Origin of the sequence: Mesorhizobium sp. 1B3, assembly GCF_050958605.1 — a bacterium.
Taxonomy (GTDB): Bacteria; Pseudomonadota; Alphaproteobacteria; order Rhizobiales; family Rhizobiaceae.
This window is the reverse complement of the sequence record NZ_JBJHDO010000004.1, coordinates 209,214-234,320: the sequence shown is the minus strand read 5'-3', so window position 1 is coordinate 234,320 and position 25,107 is coordinate 209,214. Positions and strand designations below refer to the sequence as shown.

Below are 25,107 nucleotides of genomic sequence, written 5' to 3'. Positions count from 1 at the left end.
CAGCCGGGAGCCCGACTGCTCAGATGGACTTCGAGGCTCGATAGACGTTTACGCCCAGCTCGCGAATCTTCTTGCGCAGTGTATTACGGTTGAGGCCAAGCAGTTCGGCTGCCTTGATCTGGTTTCCTCGCGTCGCCGTCATCGCGGCGAGCACAAGCGGATATTCGACTTCCGCCAGGATCCGATGATAAAGGCCCGGGGGCGGCAGGTCGCCGGCAAACATGGCGAAATAACGCTGGAGATAATGCTCTGCCGCCTGCCCGATCGAAAGGTCTTCCGGCAGCAGGTTGCCTCCGGGCACCGCGGGGGCATTGACCGTCTTGAGTTCCGACTCGATGATCTCCGCCGATATCTCATCCTGCGGGTAGAGAGCGGCAAGCCTGCGCGTGAGGTTTTCCAGCTCGCGCACATTGCCCGGCCAGGGATAGCGCTTCATCAGCTCGATGCCGCCCGGAGAGATGCGTTTCTTCTGCAAGCCCTCCTCTTCGGCCTGCTTGAAGAAATGGCGAACAAGGTCGGGAATGTCTTCGGAACGCTCGCGCAAAGCCGGCAGCCGCAGCGGCACGACGTTCAGGCGATAGAACAGGTCTTCCCGGAACAGGCCCTGGTTGATCAGCGTGCGGAGATCCTTGTTGGTGGCCGCCACGATTCGTACGTCGGTCTTGATCGGCGTGCGGCCGCCGACCGTGGTATATTCGCCCTGCTGAAGGACGCGCAGCAGCCGGGTCTGCGCTTCCATGGGCATGTCGCCGATCTCGTCGAGGAAGAGGGTGCCACCATCCGCCTGTTCGAAGCGTCCGGTGGAGCGGTTCTGCGCGCCGGTGAAGGCGCCCTTCTCATGGCCGAAAAGCTCGGATTCGATCAAGTCGCGCGGAATGGCAGCCATGTTGATGGCAACGAAAGGCCCGTTGCGACGGCGGCCGTATTCGTGGAGCGCGCGCGCCACAAGTTCCTTGCCGGTACCTGATTCCCCCGTGATCATGACCGTGAGGTCGGTCTGCATCATGCGGGCCAGCATGCGGTAGATGTCCTGCATGGCGGCACTGCGGCCCACCAGCGGCATCGCTTCGAGCTGCTCTTCGCTCCGTTGTTCGGCCAGCGGCCGGCGCGGTTCCGACAGAGCCCGATTGACGATGTTGATGAGCTCAGTCAGGTCGAACGGCTTCGGCAGATATTCGTAGGCGCCAGTCTCGGACGCGCGGATCGCCGTCATGAACGTATTCTGGGCGCTCATCACGATCACCGGCAGTTCGGGCCGGGCTTTCTTGATGCGCGGCAGCATGTCGAAGGCGTTCTCGTCCGGCATGACGACATCGGTGATGACGAGATCGCCCTCGCCGGCCGCCACCCATCGCCACAAGGTCGCGGCGTTCGACGTCACCCGGACATCATGGCCGACTCGCGACAATGCCTGGTTGAGCACGGTACGGATAGCGGCGTCGTCATCGGCGACAAGGATGTTCCCTCGGGCGCTCATCATGCACTAACCTCATCGCTCTCGTTCTGAGTCGCTGCTTCTTTCCAGGCCGGCATGAGAATCCGGAAGGTCGTGCCGCGCGGCGAGGAATCGCATTCGATGACGCCGCCATGTTCGCCGACGATTTTCGCCACCAGCGCCAATCCCAGACCGGAGCCGTTCGGTTTCGTGGTGATGAAGGGATCGAAAAGGATCGGCAGAAGGTCGTCCGGGACCCCCGGCCCGTTGTCATGCACGCAGAATTCCAGCGGCAGCGATACCCGATCTGTCGTGCCCGGTACGGAAACGCGGATTCCAGGACGAAAAGCGGTCGAGAGCGAGATCTCGCCAGCGCCTCCGGTGGCCTCGGCGGCATTCTTCACGAGATTGAGGAACACCTGGATGAGCTGGTCCCGGTTGGCATGCACGGGGGGCAGCGATGGGTCGTAGTCTTCGATGAAGCGGACGTTGCGGGCGAAACCGTTCTTGGCGACTGCCTTCACGTGATCGAGAACGACGTGAATATTGACGGGATGGCGATCTATCGGACGCTCGTCCGAAAAGACTTCCATGCGGTCGACCAGGGAGACGATGCGGTCGGTCTCGTCGGTGATGAGGCGTGTCAGGGCACGATCGTCGTCGGAGACGACGCTCTCCAGAAGCTGCGCCGCACCCCGTATCCCGGACAGCGGATTCTTGATCTCATGCGCCAACATGGCCGCAAGTCCGGTGACGGAGCGCGCTGCGCCGCGGTGCGTCATCTGCCGGTCGATCTTGTCGGCCATCGAGCGTTCCTGGAACATCACCACGACCGAGCCCGGCAGCTCCGGAACCGGCGCGACGTAGATGTCGACGACCTTGTCCATCCCCAGTCTCGGCGACGAGATGTCGACCCGGTATTCATTGACGGGCGCGTGCCGCTCCCGCACCTGCTCGACCAATGTGAGCAGCGGGCTGCCGAAAGGCACGAAGCGGGCCAGCGTGTTGCGCGCCAGCATCGCGGCGCTCAGTCTGAAGAAGTCCTCGGCCTCGGCATTGGCGTAGGTGATCGCGTCATCCGGCCCGACCATGATCACCGGGTGTCGAATGGTGTTGAGCACGATCTGCGCCGGATCGTCCGTCCGAGGGTGTTGGGCTGAGAGGTTCATGCGACTTGTCTGATCCCGTTCTGGTCGGGGGCACGGTCAAAGACATCCCGTAATGCTCCGATGACCACTGCCGGCGTCGTACCGGTCATGATGACCCTGCGCAATTCGTCGGAAACCTGCTCGAGGTGACGGCCGAGATACCAGCCAAGATGCTTGCGAGCCTGGCGCAGCCCGCTTTCGAGCCCGTAAAGCGACAGCATGTCCTCGTAATGGGCGATGATGTAGGCAGCCATGTCATGGGGTTCAGGCACGTTCGGCGTGTGGGATCCAGCCGCCGCCCCGGCGATCAGGCCGGCTATCCATGGGGCGCCATAATGGGCGCGCCCCACCATGACGGCATCAGCGCCCGACTGCTCCAGCACGGCCACCGCGTCTTCCGGCGTGGCCACGTCGCCATTGGCGACGACGGGGATCGATATCGCCTCCTTGACCCTGGCGATCGCTCGCCAGTCGGCCTTTCCCTGATAGAATTGGCAACGGGTGCGCCCATGGACCGTGATCATGCGCACGCCGGCTTCCTCGGCTCGTCTTGCCAATAGAGGAGCGTTAAGGGCGGTCTCGTCCCAGCCCAGGCGCATCTTGACGGTCACGGGAACGTCGACGGCCGCGATGACGGACTCGATCAACGCAAGTGCATGGTCGAGATCCCGCATCAGGGCCGAGCCTGCATATCCGCCGGTCACCTTCTTCGCGGGGCAACCCATATTGATGTCTATGATGTCGGCACCTTCGGAGACGGCTATGCGGGCTGCCTCGCCCATGTGACCCGCTTCTCGGCCGGCGAGCTGGACCATGTGAACCGGCAGACCCGAGTGACGCAGGCGCTGAGCCGCACCCGCCCTGCCCTTGGCGAGTTCGCCGCTGGCAATCATTTCCGACACGACGAGGCCCGCGCCATGGGCGTGGGCGCGCGAACGGAACGGGGCATCCGTCACGCCCGACATTGGCGCGAGGAAGACCCGGTTGCGTATCGCGACCCCGCCGACATCGAGGGGAGCAGCCAGTTCAGAAAGTCTCATACATGCACAAAAACAAAGCAATGATGGTTCCTGCTCATTTCCTAGACAGATTTGCCGATTTGTGCAACCGCGAAGAGCGTCATCTCCCGGCATTTCGACGGCCGATCGCCGATGGGCCAGGTTTTTCTCGCTGGCCTTTGCCGTGCGTCGCGACTATGCGTCTGCCATGAGCAAGACGACAGTTCCCGACATGGATGAAGTCGCGGTGGTGATCGTCGCCGCCGGGCGCGGCGAGCGTGCAGGACAGTCCATCGAAGGGCCCAAACAATATCGCCGGATCGGCGGGAAGCCGGTCATCGCCCGCACGGTCGAGGCTTTTGCCGGGCATCCGGCGATCGGCAGGATTGTCGTTGCGATCCATGCCGATGACGGGAAGCTTTTCGCCGATGCGGTCGGCCCGCTCGCCGACAGGGTGACCGTCGTCCCTGGGGGCGCGACGCGGCAGGAATCCACGCGTCTTGCCCTTCTTGCCCTTGCCGGGGCCCCACCGCGGGTGGTGCTTGTCCATGATGGAGTGCGCCCTTTCATCGATGCCGGGCTGATCGACCGGACGATCGACGCAATCGACGACAATCGAGGCGCGCTGCCCGCGCTGCCTGTCGCGGACACGCTGAAGCGCGAGGCTGTCGACGGAACCGTGTCGGAAACCGTGGCCCGCGCCGGCCTTCACGCTGCTCAGACTCCGCAAGGATTCCCCTTCGCGCCGATCTTGGCTGCCCACGAAAGGGCCTGTCGGTCCGGCAAGGCCGATTTCACCGACGACGCCGCTATCGCCGAATGGGCGGGCATTCCGGTGAAGCTGGTTCCCGGCTCCCCCGACAACGTCAAACTTACCTGGGCAGAGGATATCGCCTTGGCAGACCAACGGTTTCTTGCTTCGCAACTCCTTTTTCCCGACGTTCGGACGGGCAACGGCTATGACGTCCATTCTTTCGAGCCGGGCGACCACGTCATGCTTTGCGGCGTCGCGATCCCCCACGGCAAGCGCCTCTCCGGCCATTCCGACGCCGACGTGGGGCTGCACGCGCTCACGGACGCGCTTCTCGCCACGTGCGGCGCTGGCGACATAGGCACCCATTTCCCGCCCTCCGATCCGCGCTGGCGCGGCGTAGCATCGCGCCTCTTCGTGGAACATGCGGCCAGGATCGTGCGCGAGCGCGGGGGCCGCATCGCCAATGCGGACATAACTCTAATCTGCGAGGCACCTAAAATCGGTCAGCACAGATCGGCCATGACAGCGGCCCTCGCCGATATGCTCGGCATCGCCCCAGAGCGCGTCTCCGTGAAGGCGACGACCAACGAGAGACTGGGCTTTGTCGGGCGCGAGGAAGGCATAGCGGCGATCGCGACGGCAAGCGTCGTCTATCCGGGCAGCTTGCCGGCATGAGCGGGCGGCGTACATTGGCACAAAAGTTGCTGGCGGCCTGCCGAGCCCGCGGCATCTTACTTGCAACAGCCGAATCCTGCACGGGAGGCCTCATCGTCGGCGCGCTTACCGACATTGCCGGTTCTTCCGATGTCGTCGACAGAGGCTTCGTGACCTATTCGAATGAAGCCAAGATGGAGATGCTCGGTGTCTTGCCGGCCACGCTCGAGGCTTATGGAGCGGTGTCACGCGAGACGGCGCTGGAGATGGTGGCTGGTGCTCTTTCGCACTCCAAAGCGAGCATTGCCCTTTCGGTGACCGGGATTGCCGGTCCTGGGGGCGGCTCGCCGCAAAAGCCGGTCGGCCTCGTATGGTTCGGCCTTGCCATGGCCGGTCGGCCTGTCCGAGCGGAATTCCGTCAATTCGATGACAAGGGCCGCGATTCCATCCGGCGCGAAGCGGTAGAGACAGCGCTCGCTCTAGCCCTTGCGATGTTGGACGATCAGGCCGCTGGACCGTAGATCGCGTTTGCGCGTTTCTCGAAAGCATCGGTGAACATTCGGAACGCGCGGTCGAACATCGTCCCCATCACGGCGCCGAGGACACGGCTCTTGAACTCGTATTCTATGTAGAAGTGCACGTCGCAGCCGTTTGGCTCGGCCGGCGTGAAGGCCCATCTGTTGGTCAGGTATTTGAACGGACCTTCCAGATATCTCACGTCGATCGCCTTCTCGTCGGGCTTCAGCAACACCTGTGTCGAGAAGGTCTCGCGGATCGCCTTGTAGCCCACCGTCATGTCGGCCACCAGCATGGTTCGCCCATCCCGCTCGCGGCGTGAGCGCACGGCCAACGCCTCGCATAACGGGACGAATTCCGGGTATTTTTCGATGTCCGCGACCAGCGCGAACATCTCGTCCGCGTTGTGTGCTGTACGCCGAACAGTTTCGAATTGCGGCATGAAAAGAAAACCTTACACGGCCTTCTTCAACTGCGACTCGCGCGCTGCTTTCAGCTTGGCGAAATCCTCGCCAGCGTGATGGGAAGAACGCGTCAGGGGGCTGGACGCCACGACAAGAAAGCCCTTGGTATAAGCGATCGTCTCATAGGACTTGAATTCTTCGGGCGTGACGAACTTCTTGACCGGATGGTGCTTCTTCGTCGGCTGCAGATACTGGCCGATGGTCATGAAATCGACGTTCGCGGTACGCAGATCGTCCATGAGCTGCAGCACCTCGTTGCGCTCCTCGCCCAGGCCCACCATGATGCCAGACTTGGTGAAGATCGAGGGGTCGAGTTCCTTCACGCGCTGCAGCAGCCGGATGGAGTGGAAATAGCGGGCCCCCGGCCGCACCGTCAGATAGTTCGACGGCACGGTTTCCAGATTATGGTTGAAGACGTCAGGCTTGGCCGCGACGACGATTTCGAGCGCCCCCTCCTTGCGCAGGAAGTCGGGGGTCAGGATCTCGATCGTCGTGCCTGGCGCTTCCTTGCGAATGGCATGGATCACGTCGGCGAAGTGCTGTGCGCCGCCGTCCGCCAGATCGTCACGGTCGACCGAGGTGACGACAACATGGGAAAGGCCCATCTTCGCCACCGCCTTGGCGACGCTTTCCGGCTCGTTCGGATCGAGCGCGGTCGGAATGCCGGTTGCGACATTGCAGAAGGCGCAGGCGCGCGTGCAGATCTCGCCCATGATCATGAAGGTCGCGTGCTTTTTATCCCAGCACTCGCCGATATTGGGACAACCCGCTTCTTCGCAGACGGTGACGAGGCCGTGCGATTTCACGATGTCGCGCGTTTCCAGGTAGCCGCGGGAGACCGGTGCCTTAACCCGGATCCATTCCGGCTTGCGCAACACCTCCTGGTCCGGCCGGTGCGCCTTTTCCGGGTGCCGCGGTCGCGGTCGATTCAGCGTGTCGAGAAGCGTAACCATGTCGTTCCTATTGCGGGCGCCCTGCCTGCGAGCGCCCGAAAATCCAGAGAATGATGATCGCGCCGACGATCGCCACGATGAGGCTGCCGAGAAATCCATAGAACTGGACTCCCACGAGCCCGGCCAGCGTGCCGCCGACGAACGAGCCGGCAATGCCCACCAGGATGTTGGTGAATATCCCATGGTCGCGGTTCATCGTGCGTTCGGCGACCCAGCCCGCCAGGAAACCGATCACGAGCATGCCGAAGAAACCGACGCCCGGCATGGCGAGGATGCCATAACTTTGTTCCATCGCGAGCCTCCTGTGCCGCGTCCCACTCGCATATAGTTCAGAACTCGCTGGCGAAACAGGCCTGCAAACGCGCCTCTGTCATGCATTCAGCACGCGTCCATAGGCATCGAGCACGCTCTCCTTCATCATTTCCGACAAGGTCGGGTGCGGGAAGACCGTGTGCATGAGCTCTTCCTCGGTGGTTTCGAGATTCATGGCCACGACGAAACCCTGGATCAGTTCAGTGACCTCGGCGCCTATCATATGAGCTCCGAGCAGCTCGCCCGTTTTCTTGTCGAAGATCGTCTTGACGAAACCTTGATCCTCGCCGAGCGCGATTGCCTTGCCATTGGCGCCGAACTGGAAGCGGCCGACCCGGATATCCCGCCCTTCCGCTTTTGCCTTCTGTTCGGTCAACCCGACGGAAGCAACCTGAGGGTTGCAATAGGTGCAGCCGGGGATGCGCGACTTGTCGAGCGCATGGACGCCCGGCACATTGGCGATCTTCTCGACGCAGATGACTCCCTCGTGCTCGGCCTTGTGGGCGAGCATCGGCGGGCCGGCCACGTCGCCGATCGCATAGATGCCGGGTACGTTCGTGCGGCCGTAACCATCGGTGACGACGACGCCACGGTCGGTTTTCACGCCGAGCGCCTCCAGGCCCAGATTTTCGATGTTGCCCTGCACGCCGACGGCGGATATCATCCGGTCGGCGGCGATCTTCTCGACCTTGCCATCCTTCAGCTCGACATGGGCCGTGATCGAATTGGCGCCCTTCTCGACCTTGGCGACCTTGGCCTCGAGCAGGATCTTCATGCCCTGTTTCTCGAACTGCTTCTTGGCGAAGGCCGATATCTCGGCATCCTCGACTGGCATGACCGCAGGCATCATCTCGACCACCGTCACGTCGGCGCCCAAGGTACGATAGAAAGACGCGAATTCGATGCCGATCGCGCCGGAGCCCACGACCAGAAGCGACTTCGGCAGCTCCTTTGGTACCATGGCCTCGAAATAGGTCCAGACCAGCTTGCCGTCAGGCTCGATGCCGGGCAGCACGCGCGGACGCGCGCCGGTCGCGAGAATGATATGCTTGGCACTATAGGTGCCCTCGCCCTTGGTGCCTTTCGGCGTGGCGGGCTGCGGCTCCATCGGCTTCTTCGAAGACTTGGAAACGACGACCTCACCCGGCTTGGTGAGTTTCGCCTCGCCCCAGATCATGTCCACCTTGTTCTTTTTCATCAGGAAGGCGACGCCGTTGTTGAGTCTTGTCGACACTTTGCGGGACCGGTCGACGATCGCCGCCACGTCGGCGCTTACCTTGCCGTCGATCCGCAGGCCGTAGTCCTTCGCGTTCTCGGCATAATGCAGTATTTCGGCCGACCGCAGCAGGGCCTTGGTCGGAATGCAGCCCCAGTTCAGGCAGATGCCGCCCAGGTGCTCCCGCTCCACGATCGCCGTCTTGAAGCCGAGTTGCGCCGAGCGCACGGCGGTCACGTAACCGCCTGGGCCCGAACCGATGATGATCACGTCGTAATTTTCGGCCATCTTCCTTACTGCCTTTATCTACGCCGGGTTTCGCGTGAGCAGCACCCAGTCGTGCCGCTCGTCGTCGGGAAGGCGCGGCACCGCCGCCTTGCGCGAGATCTCCGCAAAGCCGCATGAGCGGTAGAGCCTCAACGCCTTCATATTGTGGCTTTCCGTTATCAAGCTGATAGGCTCGTCCGCCCTCGCGATCTCATGTTCGACGAGTGCGCGGCCTATGCCTTTGCCGCGATGCTCGCGATAGACACCCAGGCTGTCGATGAAGCGGTTGCCGATCGCTAGCCGCTGCAGTGTAAGGATCGGCTCCACGACCGGATGCGCCGCCGACTGGTCGGCCACCTTTTGGTCCACACGATACGAGATCGAAACACCGGCCACGTCGCCGTTCCATTCGGCAAGGACTGCGCTCTGCCACCCTTCACGTGGGTCGTCCCGCATGACGAGCCGGCCCTTTTCGAGGGCCGTATCGACTGAACCGTCGAGCACCGCGCCGTCCCAGAGCCATGAAGCCAAGCCATGCGAGGAAATGTCGACCAGGATCGCCAGCTCGGCGGCGTCGCGCTTTTCCGCAACTCGTATCGTCAGGCCGTTTGCCAACGATCAGCTCTCCAGGATGCGCCGCACCATCGGCGCGAGAGCCTTGCCTATGGCTCGGGTGTTTTCGGCGTCGAGATGGACGCCATCTAGCGGGGTCGTCCGGGCGACGGTGCCGGCATCGAAGAAATGACAGCCGATCTCCTCGGCGAGCGCGGCATAATGCATGGCAAGGTGCCGCGACGCCTCGTTGCCGCCGGCGAAGGCTTGGGAAAATTCGACATTATCGGTTCGCGACACGGCGGGCGGTGATACGATGAGCAACTCGGGTGCGGGAGCATTAAGCTGGTAGGGATGCGTCCGGACAATCTGTGCCAGACGCGCCATGCCGTGCTTGGAAACGAACGCGTTGCCATGGATCCATGGCTTCATGTCGTTGGCGCCAAGCATGATGATGACGAGATCGAGCGGCGAATGAGTACCGAGAACGACCGGCAGGGTGCGGGCGCCATTGCGATCCTCGCCTGCCAGATGGTCGTCAAAGGCCGTGGTCCGGCCGTTCAGTCCGTCGGCGATTACATTCACGGTCGAGCCGAGTTCACCTTGGAGTATGCTCGGCCACCGGTCCGCATAAGCGTGGCGTGACGGGCCTTCGGCATTGTAGCCCCAGGTCAACGAGTCGCCGTAACAGAGAACTGACTTCATCTTCTCACTCCCCCTCGGTTGAACGTCGCCGACGGTTCACGGTCGCACCACGTGTAACCGCCTTTTGTCCCCTGCGGCAGCATAGACCGGCCGCAGTTCCTCCATGGACTTCTCCGCCGGCCGGACTGCCGGCGGAACTGCGGGAGAACCCCGCCAACATCAATAGCCGCTATACGAGCATCGCCATCGGGTTCTCGATGTAGCGTTTGAACGCGACGAGAAGTTCGGCCCCCAGTGCACCGTCGACCGCTCGATGGTCGGTGGAAAGCGTGACGGTCATCATGTTGAGGATCTTGATCTCGCCGTCCTTGACCACGGCGCGTTCCTCTCCCGCCCCTACTGCAAGGATCGTGGTGTGGGGCGGATTTATCACGGCGGAGAAATCCTTGATTCCGAACATGCCGAGGTTGGACACGGCGGTCGTTCCGCCCTGATATTCCTCGGGCTTGAGCTTGCGGTTGCGAGCGCGCGAGGCCAAGTCTTTCATTTCGTTGGAAATGACCGACAAGGTCTTCTGGTCGGCCTTGCGCACGATCGGTGTGATCAGACCGCCTGGAATCGACACAGCCACCCCCACGTCGGCGTGCTTGTGCTTGATCATGGCGCTGTCCGTCCATGAGGCATTGGCCTCTGGAACGGCCATCAAAGCCATGGCCATGGCTTTGATGATCATATCGTTGACCGAAAGCTTGTAGGCCGGCACGTCGTCCTTGTCGCTCTTCATTGTCGGCGCTGCCTCGTTGAGCTGCTTGCGCAACGCGAGCAGCGCATCGATTTCGCAATCCAACGTGAGATAGAAATGCGGAATCGTGGTCTTCGCCTCGACGAGCCGACGGGCGATCGTCTTGCGCATGTTGTCATGCGGGACGAGTTCGTAGGATCCGGGCTCAAAGAGCTTCAGCACGGCATCGTCGGACATCGGCTTAGCGGCAGGAGCCTGTGCCGGGGCACCAGCCGGCGCCGCCGCGCCTGGCGCGGCCTGAACACCGCCGGCAATCGCGGCGTCGACATCGGCCTTGACAACACGGCCATGCGGCCCCGATCCCTTGACCGCGGAAACATCGATGCCGGCGTCCTTGGCAAGGCGCCGGGCAAGCGGTGACGCGAAGACGCGCCCGCCATCCGTAGGCTCAATTGGCTGAGCCGCAGGTTTCGGGGCCTCGGCCGGCTGCGCGTTAGCGTTCCCGGCCGTCTTGGTTTCCGGCTTGGCCCCGGCCCTCTCCGGCTCAGCAGCGGCGGCCTTGGCTTCAACCTTCGCCGGCTCGGCAGCTGCCTTGGACTCGCCGTTGCCTTTTGCCGCAGTGGCGGCGTCTTCGCCCTCCCCAGCAAGGATGGCGATGAGCGCATTGACCTTGACGCCTTCGGTCCCTGCCGGAACGACGAGCTTGGCGACGGTGCCTTCGTCGACGGCCTCCACTTCCATGGTGGCCTTGTCGGTCTCGATCTCGGCGATCACATCACCGGGGGAGACCTTGTCACCTTCCTTGACCAGCCACTTCGACAGATTGCCCTCTTCCATGGTGGGCGAGAGCGCCGGCATGGTGATATTGATCGGCATGACTCTCTCCCCGGCCTAGCGATAAGTGACGGTCTTCACCGCAGCGACAATCTCGCCGACATTCGGCAGTGCGAGCTTCTCGAGATTCGCCGCATAAGGCATCGGCACATCCTTGCCGGCGATGGTGATGACCGGTGCATCAAGATAATCGAAGGCTCGCTGCGACACCTGGTTGGCGATGAAGTCTCCGACGGAAGATTGCGGGAAACCTTCCTCCACGACGACCAGGCGGTTGGTCTTCTTCACCGAGGCGACAACCGTATCGAGGTCCATTGGCCGGATGGTGCGCAAATCGATGATCTCGGCGTCGATCCCCATCTCGCGCAGTTCCGCCTCGGCCTTCACTGCATAGGTCATGCCGATGCCGAAGGATACGATGGTCACATCCTTTCCTGCCTTATGGACACGCGCCTTGCCGATCGGCAGCACGAAATCATCCAGCTTCGGCACTTCGAAGGAGTGGCCGTAGAGGATCTCGTTCTCTAGGAATATCACCGGATTCGGATCGCGTATGGCCGCCTTGAGCAAGCCTTTCGCATCGGCCGCCGTATAGGGCACGACGACCTTGAGGCCCGGTATGTGGCTGTACCAGGCGGCATAGTCCTGGCTATGCTGGGCGGCGACGCGGGCGGCGGCACCATTGGGGCCGCGGAAGACGATCGGCGCACCCATCTGGCCACCGGACATGTAAAGCGTCTTCGCCGCCGAATTGACGATCTGGTCGATCGCTTGCATGGCGAAGTTGAAGGTCATGAACTCGACGATCGGCTTCAGTCCGGCCATGGCGGCGCCTACCCCGACGCCCGCGAAGCCGTGTTCGGTGATCGGCGTATCGACGACCCGCCTGGAGCCGAACTCCTGCAGCAGACCCTGGGTGACCTTGTAGGCGCCCTGGTATTCGGCGACCTCTTCGCCCATGACGAAGACCTCGGGATCCCGGCGCATCTCCTCGGCCATGGCATCGCGCAGCGCCTCGCGTACCGTCATGGTGACCATCTCGGTGCCGGCCGGGATGTCCGGATCGGCGGCGACTTCGACCTTGGGCGCGGCCGAAACCGGCGCGGACGCTTCCGCCTGGCTCGTTGCCGGCGCTTCCGGCTCGGCGGGCGCCTCGGCTTTCGCCGGCGCTCCCCCGTTGCCCTTGCCTATGTCGCCGACTGTTTCTCCATCCTGCAGCAGCACGGCGATCGGCGTATTGACCTTCACGCCCTCGGCGCCGGCCTGGACGAGAATCTTGCCGAGCGTGCCTTCATCGACGGCCTCGACCTCCATGGTCGCCTTGTCCGTCTCGATTTCGGCGATGACGTCGCCGGCGGAAATCTTGTCTCCCTCGTTCTTCAACCATTTCGAGAGATTGCCCTCTTCCATGGTGGGCGAGAGCGCCGGCATCAGAATTTCGATCGGCATGTCCCTGCCCCCCTTTCAAAGCGTCACGTCGGTCCAGAGCTCGGAGACGTCCGGCTCGGGATCGGTCTGCGAGAAATCCGCGGCGTCGGCCACGACATCGCGCACCTCCTTGTCGATCGCCTTCAGATCGTCCTCGCTCGCCCATTTCTTGTCGAGCAGCCGTGCCTTCACCTGCTCGATCGGATCATGTTCGGACCGCATCTTCTGGACTTCGTCCTTCGAGCGGTATTTCGCCGGGTCCGACATGGAATGGCCCCGATAACGATAAGTCTGCATCTCGAGGATGATCGGCCCAGAGCCGGAGCGGCAATATTCGAGAGCAAGATCGCCCGCCGCCTTCACGGCGCGCACGTCCATGCCGTCGACCTGGATGCCGGGGATGCGGAAGGAGGCGCCGCGATGCGAAAAGTCGGTCTCGGCCGACGAGCGCGCGACCGAGGTGCCCATGGCGTAACGATTGTTCTCGATGATGTAGACGACCGGGAGCTTCCAGAGCGAAGCCATGTTGAAGCTTTCGTAGACCTGCCCCTGGTTGGCAGCACCGTCGCCGAAGAAGGTCAGCGAGACGAACTTATTGTCGCGATACCGATTGGCGAAAGCCAATCCGGTGCCGAGAGACACCTGGGCGCCCACGATGCCATGACCGCCATAGAAATTCTTTTCCTTGGAGAACATGTGCATGGAGCCGCCCTTCCCCTTGGAATAGCCACCCCGGCGTCCTGTCAATTCGGCCATGACGCCGCGCGGGGACATGTCCATGGCCAACATGTGACCGTGATCGCGATAAGCGGTGATCATCTGATCGCCGTCCGCCATTGCCATTTTGAGACCTGTGACCACGGCCTCCTGGCCGATATAGAGATGGCAGAAGCCGCCAATGAATCCCATTCCGTAGAGCTGGCCGGCTTTCTCCTCGAAACGACGGATCAGCAGCATGTCGCGATAGGCGGACAGCTCCTGCTCCTTGGTGAATTCCACCGGTTTCGGCGTCGTTATTGCTGAGGGGGACTTTCCATCCGGCTTCGATTTCGCCGGTGCCTTCTTAGCGGCAGTCGCCATTCATCGCTCCCTGTGACTGTCTCTTCACGGACATGGTCGGGAGGCCTGCCAAAAGATGCTCCTCCCCACTGAACAGAAGGAAGCTAACACGCGAAAGACACTTCGGCCATGCGGAAAAACGCATGGCTGATATGCATTCTAACCAATTGTAATTATTGGCATATTTTCGATTAACGTAAATTCAGTTAATTTCTCGAAGAGCGCGGGCGCATAATGGTGATCTCGTCGGAATGCGAGAGATTGAGCGCCCGGCGCGCCTGTTCGTCGAGCATGTCCTTCTCCAGCGTTCCGTCTTGGAGAAGCTGCACGCGCCGTTCCAGCTCCATCCGGCGCGCCTTTACGCCTTCGAGTTGGGCCTTCAGCTCGACAGTCCGCGCCTCGTACTGGTAACGCGAGTAGATGCCGAATTCCCCATTATAGGCATGGAACCCGAAATAAGCGAGGAAGGCTGCCGAAATCGCCGGGACGATCAGTCTACCGGTATTTCTCTTCTTGTGCTGGCGTGTCCACATGGGCGGCATTCCTTTCCGCGCCCACTGTGCCCCGTCATGATTAATGGCGGGTTACAGAGCGGACCTGAAGTGAACGCCGCTTCGGGAAAATCGGGGATCTGACGCGGCGACGCCGGAAGAGCGGGCGCTCTCCCGGCGTCGAGCATCTGCAGCTGTTCCGGCCGGCCTGTGCCTTACCCCTTGAGGATGCCCTTGCCGGCGTAGCGCGCCTGCGTGCCCAGCTCTTCCTCGATACGGATGAGCTGATTGTATTTCGCGAGCCGGTCCGAGCGGGCCAGTGAGCCGGTCTTGATCTGCCCGCAATTGGTGGCAACGGCCAGGTCGGCAATGGTGGAATCTTCCGTCTCTCCGGAACGGTGCGACATGACGGCCGTGTAGCTTGCCTTGTGGGCCGTCTCGACCGCGTCGAGCGTTTCCGTGAGCGAGCCGATCTGATTGACCTTCACTAGGATGGAGTTGGCAACCCCCATGCGGATGCCGTCGCGCAAGCGAGCCGAGTTCGTGACGAAGAGGTCGTCGCCGACGAGTTGCGTCGTCTTGCCGACGAGATCTGTCAGCGCCTTCCACCCGTCCCAGTCGTCCTCCGCCATGCCGTCCTCAATCGAAATGATCGGGTAGTCGGCGACGAGCTTGGCGAGATATTTTGCCTGGGCCTTGGGATCGCGCGTCTTGCGCTCGCCCTCGTAGACATAGTTGCCGTCCTTGAAGAATTCGGTCGCGGCGCAATCAAGTGCGAGGGCAACCTCTTCGCCGGGCTTGTATCCCGCCGCCTCGATCGACTGCATGACGAAATCCAGCGCAGCCTGCGCGCTCTTGAGGTTGGGCGCGAAGCCGCCTTCGTCGCCCACATTCGTGTTGTGGCCGGCTTCCTTGAGGCGCTTCTTCAACGTATGGAAGATCTCCGATCCCCAGCGCACCGCGTCGCGCAACGTCGGCGCCCCGACGGGCATGATCATGAATTCCTGGAAGTCGATCGGATTGTCGGCATGTGCCCCACCGTTGATGATGTTCATCATCGGCACGGGAAGGACGCGTGCGTTCGGGCCGCCGACATAGCGATAGAGCGGGAGGCCCGCCGCCGCGGCCGCAGCTTTCGACACCGCGAGCGACACGCCGAGGATGGCGTTGGCACCCAGCCTGCTCTTGTTGGACGTGCCGTCGAGCTCGATCATCGTCTGGTCGATGTGGATCTGGTTCTCGGCCTCCATGCCGCCGATCGCTTCGAAAATCTCGCCATTGACGGCATCCACGGCGCGCTCCACGCCCTTGCCAAGATACCGCGTGCCGCCATCACGGAGCTCCACAGCTTCGTGTGCTCCGGTCGACGCGCCGGAAGGCACCGCAGCGCGGCCCGTCGAACCGTCTTCCAGCACCACATCCACTTCCACGGTCGGATTGCCGCGGCTGTCCAGGATTTCGCGTCCGACGATTTCAACTATGGCGGTCATGCAGGAAAATCCCCTCGATCAAGCAATAGGAAGGCCGTGCCCCTCTTAGCCAATGCGCCATAAAAGGCAATCGCAGGGCAGCGATTAAGTCGTCACGTTTGCTACTCATCCGGTAATCAACAGCCCCTCCTCTATGCTTTGATTGCGGAATAGGCTGCGGCGATCGGAATCGCCGTGGAGGAGGTCGAATTGCGTCGTACCCTAGGCCGCTTGTCCCTGCTCCTGCTCATCGCGGTCATCGTCGCCACGACCCTGTGGGCCGCTCTGGCGTTGTGGTTTCGCCTGCCGGCGTCCGAAGCGGCAAGAGGTTTTTCGGCAGGACTGTTTGGCTTGCTCGGCATCGCGACCGTCATCGCGCTTTTCGGCCGCCATCGACGGTTCGCGGTCATCGGCTATGCCGTCGTCTTTGCTTCCCTCCTGGCCTGGTGGAGCACCATCAAGCCACCTGTCGACGTCGATTGGTCCGCGGATGTCGCACGCCAAGTTACGGGGACAATCGAGGACGACGTGCTCACCTTAGCCGGTGTCCGCAATTTCGAATGGCGCGGCGAAACAGACTTCGGCGAGAGTTGGGTTACGCGCAGCTACGACCTGTCGAAGCTTCGCACACTTGATCTTTTCATGTCTTATTGGGCAGGTCCTGAAATGGCCCATGTGATCATGAGCTTCGGCTTCGAAGGCGGCGGGCATCTCGCCTGGTCGATCGAGGTGCGTCGCCGGGTCGGCGGCGCCTTCTCGCCGATTGCCGACCTCTTCAAGAGCAATCCCCTGGTGATTGTCGCAGCCGACGAGCGCGATGTCGTCGGCCTGCGCTCGAACATCCGGCGAGAAGACGTGCAGCTCTATCGCCTGAACGTCTCCCCAGTCGCCGCCCGAGCTCTCCTTCTCGAATATGTCTCCGACGCCAACGAGCTCTCGGTGAGGCCGCAGTTCTACAATTCACTCACGACGAACTGCACCACCACGATCTGGAAGATGATGCGGGCCGTTGGGGATGTCGCTCCCTTTGACTGGCGGCTCATCGTCAATGGCTATCTGCCCGAATACGCCTACAGCAGGGGCGCGCTGGCAAGCGGTTTCCCGCTGCAAGCCCTCAAAGCCGCTGCCCATATCGATGAGCGTGCTCAGGCCGTGGGTCTCTCGTCACCTGACTTCTCAAAGGCGATCCGTGTCGGCGTGCCTTCCCCGATCAGATCCGAATAGACGAGGATCAAGCCGCCGGCTTCACGGTGGCCTGGAATTTCGACATCAGATACGGGCCGGACAGGACGGGTTCGTAGCGGGGCTTTTCTCCCGACGCCAGGCAAGACTCCAGGCAGGCGACCTCGGCATGCCAATTGGGCTGGTGAAAAAAGGCGAAGGATTGGCGGCGGCTCGACTTGCCCGCTTCGATGTCGGGGTTGACGACACGATGCAGGGTGGAGACCCAGCGGTCATTCGTCCATCGCGCCATCAGGTCGCCGATGTTGATGATGAAGGCACCGGGGACAGGTGGCACGGCCCGCCACTCGCCTTCCGGCGTGAAGATCTCGAGTCCGCCGGATCCGGCCTGCGGCAAGAGAATGGTCAGGCTCCCGTAGTCGGTATGTGCCCCGGCGCGCAATTGCCCCGGCTGTGGGGTCACGAGCGGCTCGGGGTAGTTGAGCGCGCGCAGGGCACTGATCGGCCTTTCTATGAAGGGCTCAAAAAAATCCTCGGGCAGTGAGAGCGCGGTTGCGAAGACACGCATGATGCGCGCGGCCAAATCCTCCATCGCGCGATAATAGGCTTGCCATGCATACCTGAATCCCGTGGGCGCCTCGGGCCAGATCGTATCGGCATAACAGAAGGCAAGCGCTTGCGGGTCCGTAAGCCCTTCCGGCGTCGCGAGCGGACCGCCGTTGAAGCTTTCCTTCAGGTCTGGTGGCGTGTCGACATTCTTCGATTTCGCCAAGGCTTCGGCTCCCGGCCCGAGATAGCCGTAGGGATAACCGGGATAAGGCGCCCTCGCCTTTTCCTTCACGGCCAAGGGTTCATCGAAGAAAGCGTGGGCCTTTTGCCAGGCTGCATCGATGATTTCCTGGGATACGGAATGGCCGCTGATCGCAAGAAAGCCGGTGGCGCGGCATATCCGGTCGACCTCTCGGCCGAGGAGTTGCTTGCCGGCTGCGTCGGCCCCTTCGAATCGTGAAAGGTCGAAAACGGGAAATGGGGTGGCCGGCATGCGTGGTCCTCCTGATTAGCCGCCCGCCAGCTTAAAGCAAGAAGCATAGCGGGCGTAACCGGCCAGGGTAGAATTCAATGTTGAAACAGATCATCCCGGGATTCGTCGGCGACGACCCGAAGGAGCTCGCCACCGACAGGCGCCGGATGTCCGGCCAGCAGGGTCAATGCTTCGCGCCGGTGAGGCGAACCACTTTCAGGGCGATCACGATGCACAGCGCTGGAGCAAGGGCGAACACACCAGCCAGCCAGAGCGCGGCGCTCGAGGCGCCGCCGACCCCGCCAGGATCGGCGATCCCAGCAAAATTGGCGACCATGCCGGCGCAGGCCGTACCGAACGCCATGGCGAAGAGCTGGACCGTCGTCATGCCGCCCGCCGCGAGATCCTGCTCGGTCGCAGGCGCGCTCTGATAGACGCGGGTCACCAGGCTTGGCCATGCCAGGCCGATCCCGAATCCGATCAGGATCAATCCAAGGCAGATGGGCAGGAGCAGCGTCCAGTCGCCGGCACCGTGGACAGGCAGGAACACGGCAAGGAGGATCAGTCCGATCAAGACCAGTAGAGGTCCGCCGAGGACGAGACGATCGCCCCTTTTCTCGTGCCATCGTGAGCTCAAGAACGAAGCTGCCGTCCAGCCTATCGCCATGAGAGCCGCAAGGTAGCCGGCCCAGAGCGGCGATTGCGCGTGCAGCTTCTGGAGCAGGTAGGGCACGAAAATTTCGGGCTGCATGCTGGCCATCAGCAAGGCGATGGTCAGGTAGAGAGCCCCGAGCGGCGTGGCGATATTGAATGACTTCCTCGGAAGAAGCCTGGCGCCTGCCTTTCGCTCGATCGCGGTGATGCATGCGATCATCCCCAGGCCCGCGGCAAGGCCCGCCATGTTCCATTTCAGATCCGCCGATAGGCTGCCGGCCGACACCGCAAGAACCGCTCCGGTCAGCAAGGCCAGTTGCAGGAATGGTACCGAAGATCTCTCGTTCTTGTCCCAGCTGCTTCTCGGGAGTGTCAGATAGGCCACCAGCGCGAACATGCCCGCGAAAGGCAACAGGGACCAGAATGCCGCCCGCCAGGCGCTGTATTCGGCGAATGCGCCTCCGATGGCTGGCCCCACCAGCGTCGCAACACCGAACATGGCAGATATCAGGCCGATTGCCCGACCCCAAAGCCGCTCGGGAAGCACGATCCGCGTCAGTCCGTAAGCCAAGGCGTAGAGAAATCCGCCGCCGAGCCCCTGGACGCTTCGTCCCACCAACATGACCGGCATGTTGATGGCCAGGGAGCAGATCAGCGTGCCTGTCCCGAAAAGCAGGGTCGCGATGACATAGGCGCTTCGGGGACCGCTCCTCTTGAGGAGTTTCGCAGTGAGAGCGGCGCCGAGGATGGATGCCACGACGAAGAGTGTCGTTGCCCATGCATAGAAATCGAGGCCACCGATCTCGGCGATGACGGAAGGCATGACGGTCGTTGCAATGTACATATTGACGGCATGCAGCGTGACGCCGCCGGCGAGTGCGAGCGCGTAGACGCCGTTCTTGCCGCTCAGAAGATCCCCCCAGCCGGCGGGCACCTCCTCATCGCCTGCCGAAGCCGCGTTCTCCGAATTCGATGCAAGTGTCTGGTGGGTGTTGCTTTGCAATGTCGGCCTCCATGACGCGACCCTTGTCGCTAGCCGACACTGCTTGTAGAAGCTCAACCATACTTCAAGTCAAGGCAGTTACCGCTGTCTGGAGTGCGACAAAATGAATGGAGACCTCGTCATCGCCTTGGGACCAGCCGCCGGGGGCCTGGCCCTTGTCTGCCCAGTTCGTCACCTGGGTTCCTTAACGGGCACTCCTCCAGGGAAAGACAGCCGCAGCCTATGCAACTCGCGATCTGGTCACGTAGTTGCATGAGGCTGATAATCCTCTCCTCCAGCATATCCTTCCAGGCATCCGTGAAGCGCCGCCAATCCTGCGCGTTCGGCACATGATCGTGCGGCAGGTCGGCCAGCGCGTCGTTGATGACGGCGAGTGGGATGCCGGCGCGCTGCGCGATTTTGATGATCGCGATGCGGCGCAGGACAGCCCGATGGTAACGACGTTGATTTCCCTCGGTGCGCCATCCCGCGATCAGCCCTTTCGCCTCATAGAAATGCACTGTCGAAACGGGAACGCCACTGCGCCTGGCGACATCGCCGACGGTAAGTGTACTCTTGGCACCTTGCATTTTAAACCTCGATTAATATCGAGGTTGTGATAGCTGTAATCGCCACCCGGGATCAAGACGGAACGTGAACGGCCCCGCGGGGCGAGGCCGTCCATTCCGATCTGTGCATCGATGCCGGCGGCTCAGTGCCAGTAGGGCTCGACCTTGTAGTAGGCATAGGAAGCATCACGGGCGGCTTGGCCGTCGTCGCGAGTCAGCTCCTCGACGGAATAGGCAGGCGCAGCCTGGAGCTGTTCCCTCGTGAACGGCACGACGTAACCGCCTTGATTTTCATCGTAGTCGAGCACGGACCAAGGGACAGCGTGATATTTCTCGCCGATTCCGAGGAATCCCCCAAACCCGATAACGGCGAACATGATTCCGTTCGACGTCTTCTCGAGCATGATGTCCTGGATCGTGCCGATATGATCGCCCGCCGTGTTGTAGACTTCGGTCCCGATCACGCGCGAGGCGGTGATGGCGTTTGTGTGGCCGGAGAGAGTCGTCATCATTGCGCTCCTTTCTTCTTCTCGGTGACGGAAGAGCAATGACGGAGCGACGCGATGGTTCCCTTTGAATCAAACCGACTTGGCCAGCTTGTCGAAGGCCATCAGCCGCTCGAGCAACGCCGGCATACGGTCCAGCGGCACCATGTTCGGTCCGTCGGAAGGCGCGCTGTCAGGGTTCTGATGGGTCTCGATGAAAACGCCCGCCACACCGACGGCGACGGCCGCCCGCGCCAGCGTTTCGACGAAGCGGCGCTCTCCCCCCGAGGAGCCGCCTTGGCCGCCGGGCTGCTGTACGGAATGGGTCGCGTCGAAGATGACGGGCGCGCCGATTTCGGCCATGATCGGGAGAGCTCGCATGTCCGACACGAGCGTATTGTACCCGAACGACACGCCGCGCTCGGTGACAAGCACGTTCGGATTGCCCGAACCGGTCACTTTGGCGACGACGTTCTTCATGTCCCAGGGCGCAAGGAACTGCCCCTTTTTCACATTGACGACCTTCCCGGTTTGCGCGGCAGCGACAAGAAGATCGGTCTGCCGTGACAGGAAGGCCGGGATCTGAAGGATGTCCACGACCTTGGCGACGGTGAGGCACTGCTCTTCCGTGTGCACATCTGTCAGCACAGGTACGCCGAAGGTCTTCCGGATGTCGGCGAAAACAGGCAGAGCTGCTTCCAGTCCTGCACCGCGTGTTCCCTTCAGTGAGGTGCGGTTCGCCTTGTCGAAGCTGGTCTTATAAACAAAACCGATCCCGAGCTTTGAAGTCATCTCCTTCAGGGCGCCGGCCATGTCGAAGGCATGCTGGCGTGATTCGAGCTGGCAGGGGCCTGCGATCAGCGCGAGCGGCGCATCATTGCCAAAGGCGACTTTGCCTGCTGAGACGGTCTTGTTCGGTATGGTCATGCTGCCTCGAACGGGTGGATTTAAGCATCGCCCTGCATTCCGGATCGCGCGGCGTCTTTTCCGGCGGAGAGCGGTTAGCGATAAGCGAACCTGGTAATATCGCCCGGCTTTTACCTCCCGCCGGGCGATTTGTCATGCCGGCTGTTCGCGGCGTTGCGCCTGCTTCGCGACGAACCAGCCGAGCAGTGCGCCGACGAGCAGGACCAGCGAAGCGACAAGAAAAGCCGTGCCGGAGAACGGCAACCAGGAATCCTCTCGCAAAGTGAAAGCGTAAACCGCGCCAAAGAATAGCGGCGAAGCTACGCCAGCGATGCTGGCCACGCTCATATTCGCTCCCTGGAGCTGCCCTTGCTCGGATTCCGATACATGCTGCGTCATCAGCGATTGCAGCGTCGGCATCGCCAACCCCCACAGCGCATTTGGGACCATGGCCAATGTGAACAGCAAGCCCGTGGGTGCCAAGCCCATGGAGGCGATGCCGATCGAGCCGCCGAACAAACCAAACACCATGACGGCCCGATCGCCGAAACGCTTGACCGCGGGACCGACCAACAGCCCTTGCACCGCCATGTCGAGCACGCCGACTAGCGCCAAAAGGGCGCCAACCTGCCACGGGCTCCAGCCATAGCGATAGGCTGCATAGAGAACGAACACAGCCGAAAACACGTGATGTGCGAAATGTAGCAAGAAGTTCACTACCGCCAGGCCGGATAGTTCCGGATGCGACGCAAGGAGCTTCATCGCACCGAACGGATTCGCCCGCCGCCACGAGAATGGCATCCGGTTCTTGAGTGGCAGGGATTCCGGCAAGATGAACAGGCCGTAGAGGAAGGCGACGCCGGACAGGCCGGCCGCGAACCAGAATGGCGCACGCGGCGAGATCTCGCCGAGGAAGCCGCCGATCAGCGGCCCAAGCACGAAGCCGCCGGAGAAAGCCGCGCCGATCAATCCATATGCCCGCGCCCTCCCCTCTGGAGGGGTGATGTCGGCCATATAGGCGAAAACCGTGGTGAAGCTTGATGAGGTGACGCCGGCGATGAGACGGCCGGCTGCCAGCCACCACAGATTGGGCGCGAGCGCCATCAGCACGTAGTCGACGGCGAGGCCGGCGCAGGACAGAAGGATGACTGGCCTGCGGCCATATTGGTCCGAGAGCGAACCGATCACGGGTGAAGCCAGAAACTGCATGCCCGCCCAAAGGGCCACGAACACACCGTTGATCCAGCCGGCATCGGCATTCGATCCCACGAATTCCTCTATCAATGAAGGAAATACCGGGATGATGATGCCCATCGCCACGATATCGAGTACCGCGGTGACGAAGATGAAAGCTATGACGGCCTTGCGGCGGTTTCCGGAAAGCACGGACATTGTTACGGCTCTTCATAAGGGAGCGGCCTTATAGTCCTGCAACCGTCTGATGGCCAGCGGCTGGCTTTGTTTCTCCTGACAGGCGAGTGTCGGGAGTGCGAGTGGCCCGCGGAAAAAGCAATGTTCATGCAATGGTAGCTGGAAGATACGCCTGGCTTTCCGAAAAAAACGAGACCGAGGTAAAGACATGCGGCGCTTCACGGCCGCGCAACTCGTCTGCTTCTCCATCGGAATGGTCGACGCGTTCTCGTACAACGCGTCGACGAATAGGTCCCTCAGAAAGGCGGCTCCGGTCCGCCTCCTTTCTGTTCACACCTTACGAGCAATGTTTGGTGTTAAACGAGCCGTGACTGCTCGACAGCGGCCTCGATAAAGCTTGCAAAAAGCGGGTGGGGTTCGAAGGGTCTGCTCTTCAGTTCCGGATGGTACTGGACACCGATGAACCAGGGGTGATCCGGGTATTCCACGGTCTCGGGCAGAACGCCATCGGGCGACATGCCCGCAAAGACCAGACCGCTGGCTTCCAGTCGCTCCTTGTAGTCGATATTGACCTCGTAGCGGTGACGGTGGCGCTCGGAGATCTGAGTGCCACCATAAATTTCAGCGATGCGCGAGCCCTGCTGAAGCGAGGCATCATAGGCGCCGAGCCGCATGGTGCCGCCGAGATCGCCGGCCGCCTGGCGTTTCTCGAGCATGTTGCCCTTCAGCCATTCCGTCATCAGGCCCACGACCGGCTCGCTGGTGGGACCGAATTCAGTGGACGAGGCGTTCTCGATGCCGGCCAGTGACCGAGCCGCCTCGATGCACGCCATCTGCATGCCGAAACAGATGCCGAAATAAGGAACCTTGCGCTCGCGAGCAAAGCGGGCGGCAAGTATCTTGCCCTCGGAGCCACGCTCGCCGAAGCCGCCGGGAACCAGAATGCCATGCACCTTCTCGAGGAAGGGCGCGGGATCCTCTTTTTCGAAGACCTCGCTTTCGATCCAGTCGAGCTTGACGCGGACCCGGTTGGCCATGCCTCCATGGGAAAGCGCCTCGATCAGCGACTTATACGCGTCCTTCAGGCCGGTATACTTGCCGACGACGGCGATCGTCACCTCACCTTCCGGATTGTGGATCCGGTCGGAAATCTCGTCCCAGCGCTCCATACGCGGCTTCGGCGCCGGATCGATCCCGAAGGCAGCCAACACTTCGCCGTCGAGTCCTTCCTGGTGATAGGCCATCGGCACGTCGTAGATATGCGATACGTCCAGCGCCTGGATGACAGCCGATTCACGCACGTTGCAGAAGAGCGAGAGCTTGCGCCGCTCCTCCTTGGGGATCGGCCGGTCGGCACGTACCAGCAGCACGTCCGGCGCGATGCCGATGCTGCGCAACTCCTTGACGGAATGCTGGGTCGGCTTGGTCTTCAACTCGCCCGCGGTTGGAATGTACGGCATCAAAGTCAGATGCACATAGACCGCATTGTTGCGCGGCAGGTCGTTGCCGAGCTGACGGATCGCCTCCAGAAAAGGCATCGCCTCGATGTCGCCGACCGTCCCGCCGATCTCGCAGAGCACGAAGTCGTAGTCGTCATTGCCGTCGAGAATGAAGTTCTTGATCTCGTCTGTGACGTGCGGGATGACCTGCACGGTGGCGCCGAGGTAGTCGCCTCGCCGCTCGCGCTCGATGATGTTCTGGTAGATTCGGCCGGTGGTGATGTTGTCGCTCTGGTTGGCGGAGCGGCCGGTGAAGCGTTCGTAGTGGCCGAGGTCAAGGTCGGTTTCGGCTCCATCGTCGGTAACGAAGACTTCGCCGTGCTGATACGGCGACATCGTCCCCGGATCGACATTCAGGTAGGGATCGAGCTTCCTGAGCCGCACACGGTAGCCGCGTGCTTGCAAGAGTGCCCCAAGTGCTGCCGCGGCAATGCCTTTTCCAAGGGAGGAAACCACGCCGCCAGTGATGAATACATATCGCGCCATGGGAGTCAGGGCTTA

At 61.9% G+C, this 25,107-nt stretch carries 24 protein-coding genes; 3 read left to right on the top strand and 21 right to left on the bottom strand.

The genetic code is table 11. The annotated features are described in order from the left end of the window. Positions 1-19: 19 nt before the first annotated feature. Genes ntrC through dusB form a run of 3 tightly spaced genes read right to left on the bottom strand, consistent with a single transcriptional unit; the run spans position 20 to position 3,623 of the window. Complete coding sequence (gene ntrC / locus ACCO56_RS13140) at positions 20-1,477, bottom strand: nitrogen regulation protein NR(I) (RefSeq protein ID WP_433641514.1); 1,458 nt, start codon at positions 1,475-1,477, stop codon at positions 20-22. Continuing rightward, complete coding sequence (locus ACCO56_RS13135) at positions 1,477-2,604, bottom strand: two-component system sensor histidine kinase NtrB (protein ID WP_433641204.1); 1,128 nt, start codon at positions 2,602-2,604, stop codon at positions 1,477-1,479. Before ACCO56_RS13135 ends, ntrC begins: the two co-directional genes overlap by 1 nt. Continuing rightward, positions 2,601-3,623: a tRNA dihydrouridine synthase DusB gene (gene dusB, locus ACCO56_RS13130; RefSeq protein ID WP_433641203.1), complete on the bottom strand. Its 1,023-nt coding sequence runs from the start codon at positions 3,621-3,623 to the stop codon at positions 2,601-2,603. The genes ACCO56_RS13135 and dusB overlap by 4 nt, the downstream gene beginning before the upstream one ends. Positions 3,624-3,789: 166 nt before the next feature. Between dusB and ACCO56_RS13125 the strand changes: the two genes are divergently transcribed. Beyond that, on the top strand, positions 3,790-5,010 hold the full coding sequence (locus ACCO56_RS13125; protein ID WP_433641202.1) for a bifunctional 2-C-methyl-D-erythritol 4-phosphate cytidylyltransferase/2-C-methyl-D-erythritol 2,4-cyclodiphosphate synthase: 1,221 nt from the start codon (positions 3,790-3,792) through the stop codon (positions 5,008-5,010). Beyond that, a complete protein-coding gene (locus ACCO56_RS13120; RefSeq protein ID WP_433641201.1) occupies positions 5,007-5,510 on the top strand; it encodes a CinA family protein in 504 nt (167 codons plus the stop codon). Before ACCO56_RS13125 ends, ACCO56_RS13120 begins: the two co-directional genes overlap by 4 nt. On the opposite strand, the gene ACCO56_RS13115 is transcribed toward ACCO56_RS13120, so the two are convergent. From ACCO56_RS13115 to eno, 11 genes are all read right to left on the bottom strand, one after another. Beyond that, entirely contained in the window at positions 5,492-5,947 is a 456-nt protein-coding gene (locus tag ACCO56_RS13115; RefSeq protein ID WP_433641200.1) for a type II toxin-antitoxin system RatA family toxin, read from the bottom strand. The two genes, ACCO56_RS13120 and ACCO56_RS13115, sit on opposite strands and share 19 nt — an antisense overlap. A 12-nt stretch (positions 5,948-5,959) precedes the next feature. Then, positions 5,960-6,922, bottom strand: a complete 963-nt coding sequence (gene lipA, locus ACCO56_RS13110) for a lipoyl synthase (RefSeq protein WP_433641199.1) — start codon at positions 6,920-6,922, stop codon at positions 5,960-5,962. A 7-nt stretch (positions 6,923-6,929) separates the two neighbouring features. Then, positions 6,930-7,214 (bottom strand): GlsB/YeaQ/YmgE family stress response membrane protein, encoded by a 285-nt coding sequence (locus tag ACCO56_RS13105; RefSeq protein WP_433641198.1) that lies wholly within the window; start codon positions 7,212-7,214, stop codon positions 6,930-6,932. A gap of 78 nt (positions 7,215-7,292) precedes the next feature. Continuing rightward, the gene (lpdA, locus tag ACCO56_RS13100) at positions 7,293-8,738 is read right to left on the bottom strand and encodes a dihydrolipoyl dehydrogenase (RefSeq protein ID WP_433641197.1); all 1,446 of its coding nucleotides are present in this window, start codon (positions 8,736-8,738) and stop codon (positions 7,293-7,295) included. Between the two features lie 18 nt (positions 8,739-8,756). Next, a complete protein-coding gene (locus tag ACCO56_RS13095) occupies positions 8,757-9,332 on the bottom strand; it encodes an N-acetyltransferase family protein (RefSeq protein WP_433641196.1) in 576 nt (191 codons plus the stop codon). 3 nt (positions 9,333-9,335) lie between these two features. Beyond that, positions 9,336-9,974: an SGNH/GDSL hydrolase family protein gene (locus ACCO56_RS13090; RefSeq protein WP_433641195.1), complete on the bottom strand. Its 639-nt coding sequence runs from the start codon at positions 9,972-9,974 to the stop codon at positions 9,336-9,338. Positions 9,975-10,143: 169 nt separating this feature from the next. After that, positions 10,144-11,532: a pyruvate dehydrogenase complex dihydrolipoamide acetyltransferase gene (locus ACCO56_RS13085; RefSeq protein WP_433641194.1), complete on the bottom strand. Its 1,389-nt coding sequence runs from the start codon at positions 11,530-11,532 to the stop codon at positions 10,144-10,146. A 15-nt stretch (positions 11,533-11,547) separates the two neighbouring features. Then, positions 11,548-12,939, bottom strand: coding sequence for a pyruvate dehydrogenase complex E1 component subunit beta (locus tag ACCO56_RS13080; RefSeq protein WP_433641193.1), 1,392 nt, complete (start codon positions 12,937-12,939; stop codon positions 11,548-11,550). A gap of 15 nt (positions 12,940-12,954) precedes the next feature. Continuing rightward, positions 12,955-13,998 (bottom strand): pyruvate dehydrogenase (acetyl-transferring) E1 component subunit alpha, encoded by a 1,044-nt coding sequence (gene pdhA, locus ACCO56_RS13075; RefSeq protein WP_433641192.1) that lies wholly within the window; start codon positions 13,996-13,998, stop codon positions 12,955-12,957. Between the two features lie 185 nt (positions 13,999-14,183). Beyond that, on the bottom strand, positions 14,184-14,510 hold the full coding sequence (locus tag ACCO56_RS13070; RefSeq protein ID WP_433641191.1) for an FtsB family cell division protein: 327 nt from the start codon (positions 14,508-14,510) through the stop codon (positions 14,184-14,186). 173 nt (positions 14,511-14,683) lie between these two features. Then, positions 14,684-15,958, bottom strand: a complete 1,275-nt coding sequence (gene eno, locus ACCO56_RS13065) for a phosphopyruvate hydratase (RefSeq protein ID WP_433641190.1) — start codon at positions 15,956-15,958, stop codon at positions 14,684-14,686. 189 nt (positions 15,959-16,147) lie between these two features. On the opposite strand from eno, the gene ACCO56_RS13060 reads away from it, so the two are divergent. Next, positions 16,148-17,161, top strand: a complete 1,014-nt coding sequence (locus ACCO56_RS13060; protein ID WP_433641189.1) for an Lnb N-terminal periplasmic domain-containing protein — start codon at positions 16,148-16,150, stop codon at positions 17,159-17,161. Between the two features lie 7 nt (positions 17,162-17,168). Here ACCO56_RS13060 and ACCO56_RS13055 read toward each other — a convergent pair whose 3' ends face one another. The 7 genes from ACCO56_RS13055 to ACCO56_RS13025 form a co-directional block, all read right to left on the bottom strand. After that, on the bottom strand, positions 17,169-18,161 hold the full coding sequence (locus ACCO56_RS13055; RefSeq protein ID WP_433641188.1) for an isopenicillin N synthase family dioxygenase: 993 nt from the start codon (positions 18,159-18,161) through the stop codon (positions 17,169-17,171). Positions 18,162-18,324: 163 nt separating this feature from the next. Then, complete coding sequence (locus tag ACCO56_RS13050) at positions 18,325-19,797, bottom strand: MFS transporter (protein ID WP_433641187.1); 1,473 nt, start codon at positions 19,795-19,797, stop codon at positions 18,325-18,327. 119 nt (positions 19,798-19,916) lie between these two features. After that, positions 19,917-20,366, bottom strand: a complete 450-nt coding sequence (gene soxR / locus ACCO56_RS13045; protein WP_433641186.1) for a redox-sensitive transcriptional activator SoxR — start codon at positions 20,364-20,366, stop codon at positions 19,917-19,919. Positions 20,367-20,488: 122 nt separating this feature from the next. Further along, complete coding sequence (locus ACCO56_RS13040; protein WP_433641513.1) at positions 20,489-20,854, bottom strand: PRC-barrel domain-containing protein; 366 nt, start codon at positions 20,852-20,854, stop codon at positions 20,489-20,491. Between the two features lie 69 nt (positions 20,855-20,923). Next, positions 20,924-21,757 (bottom strand): 3-deoxy-8-phosphooctulonate synthase, encoded by an 834-nt coding sequence (kdsA, locus tag ACCO56_RS13035; protein ID WP_433641185.1) that lies wholly within the window; start codon positions 21,755-21,757, stop codon positions 20,924-20,926. 132 nt (positions 21,758-21,889) lie between these two features. Then, positions 21,890-23,128 carry a TCR/Tet family MFS transporter gene (locus ACCO56_RS13030; RefSeq protein ID WP_433641184.1) on the bottom strand — a complete coding sequence of 413 codons (1,239 nt, stop codon included), beginning with the start codon at positions 23,126-23,128 and terminating at the stop codon, positions 21,890-21,892. A gap of 335 nt (positions 23,129-23,463) precedes the next feature. Further along, on the bottom strand, positions 23,464-25,092 hold the full coding sequence (locus ACCO56_RS13025; RefSeq protein WP_433641183.1) for a CTP synthase: 1,629 nt from the start codon (positions 25,090-25,092) through the stop codon (positions 23,464-23,466). Positions 25,093-25,107: the final 15 nt, after the last annotated feature.

Coding starts and splice junctions, on each gene's coding strand:
- ntrC (WP_433641514.1), bottom strand. CDS start 1,477: ATGAGCGCCCGAGGGAACATCCTTGTCGCCGATGACGACGCCGCTATC.
- ACCO56_RS13135 (WP_433641204.1), bottom strand. CDS start 2,604: ATGAACCTCTCAGCCCAACACCCTCGGACGGACGATCCGGCGCAGATC.
- dusB (WP_433641203.1), bottom strand. CDS start 3,623: ATGAGACTTTCTGAACTGGCTGCTCCCCTCGATGTCGGCGGGGTCGCG.
- ACCO56_RS13125 (WP_433641202.1), top strand. CDS start 3,790: ATGAGCAAGACGACAGTTCCCGACATGGATGAAGTCGCGGTGGTGATC.
- ACCO56_RS13120 (WP_433641201.1), top strand. CDS start 5,007: ATGAGCGGGCGGCGTACATTGGCACAAAAGTTGCTGGCGGCCTGCCGA.
- ACCO56_RS13115 (WP_433641200.1), bottom strand. CDS start 5,947: ATGCCGCAATTCGAAACTGTTCGGCGTACAGCACACAACGCGGACGAG.
- lipA (WP_433641199.1), bottom strand. CDS start 6,922: ATGGTTACGCTTCTCGACACGCTGAATCGACCGCGACCGCGGCACCCG.
- ACCO56_RS13105 (WP_433641198.1), bottom strand. CDS start 7,214: ATGGAACAAAGTTATGGCATCCTCGCCATGCCGGGCGTCGGTTTCTTC.
- lpdA (WP_433641197.1), bottom strand. CDS start 8,738: ATGGCCGAAAATTACGACGTGATCATCATCGGTTCGGGCCCAGGCGGT.
- ACCO56_RS13090 (WP_433641195.1), bottom strand. CDS start 9,974: ATGAAGTCAGTTCTCTGTTACGGCGACTCGTTGACCTGGGGCTACAAT.
- ACCO56_RS13085 (WP_433641194.1), bottom strand. CDS start 11,532: ATGCCGATCAATATCACCATGCCGGCGCTCTCGCCCACCATGGAAGAG.
- ACCO56_RS13080 (WP_433641193.1), bottom strand. CDS start 12,939: ATGCCGATCGAAATTCTGATGCCGGCGCTCTCGCCCACCATGGAAGAG.
- pdhA (WP_433641192.1), bottom strand. CDS start 13,998: ATGGCGACTGCCGCTAAGAAGGCACCGGCGAAATCGAAGCCGGATGGA.
- ACCO56_RS13070 (WP_433641191.1), bottom strand. CDS start 14,510: ATGTGGACACGCCAGCACAAGAAGAGAAATACCGGTAGACTGATCGTC.
- eno (WP_433641190.1), bottom strand. CDS start 15,958: ATGACCGCCATAGTTGAAATCGTCGGACGCGAAATCCTGGACAGCCGC.
- ACCO56_RS13055 (WP_433641188.1), bottom strand. CDS start 18,161: ATGCCGGCCACCCCATTTCCCGTTTTCGACCTTTCACGATTCGAAGGG.
- soxR (WP_433641186.1), bottom strand. CDS start 20,366: ATGCAAGGTGCCAAGAGTACACTTACCGTCGGCGATGTCGCCAGGCGC.
- ACCO56_RS13040 (WP_433641513.1), bottom strand. CDS start 20,854: ATGACGACTCTCTCCGGCCACACAAACGCCATCACCGCCTCGCGCGTG.
- kdsA (WP_433641185.1), bottom strand. CDS start 21,757: ATGACCATACCGAACAAGACCGTCTCAGCAGGCAAAGTCGCCTTTGGC.
- ACCO56_RS13030 (WP_433641184.1), bottom strand. CDS start 23,128: ATGTCCGTGCTTTCCGGAAACCGCCGCAAGGCCGTCATAGCTTTCATC.
- ACCO56_RS13025 (WP_433641183.1), bottom strand. CDS start 25,092: ATGGCGCGATATGTATTCATCACTGGCGGCGTGGTTTCCTCCCTTGGA.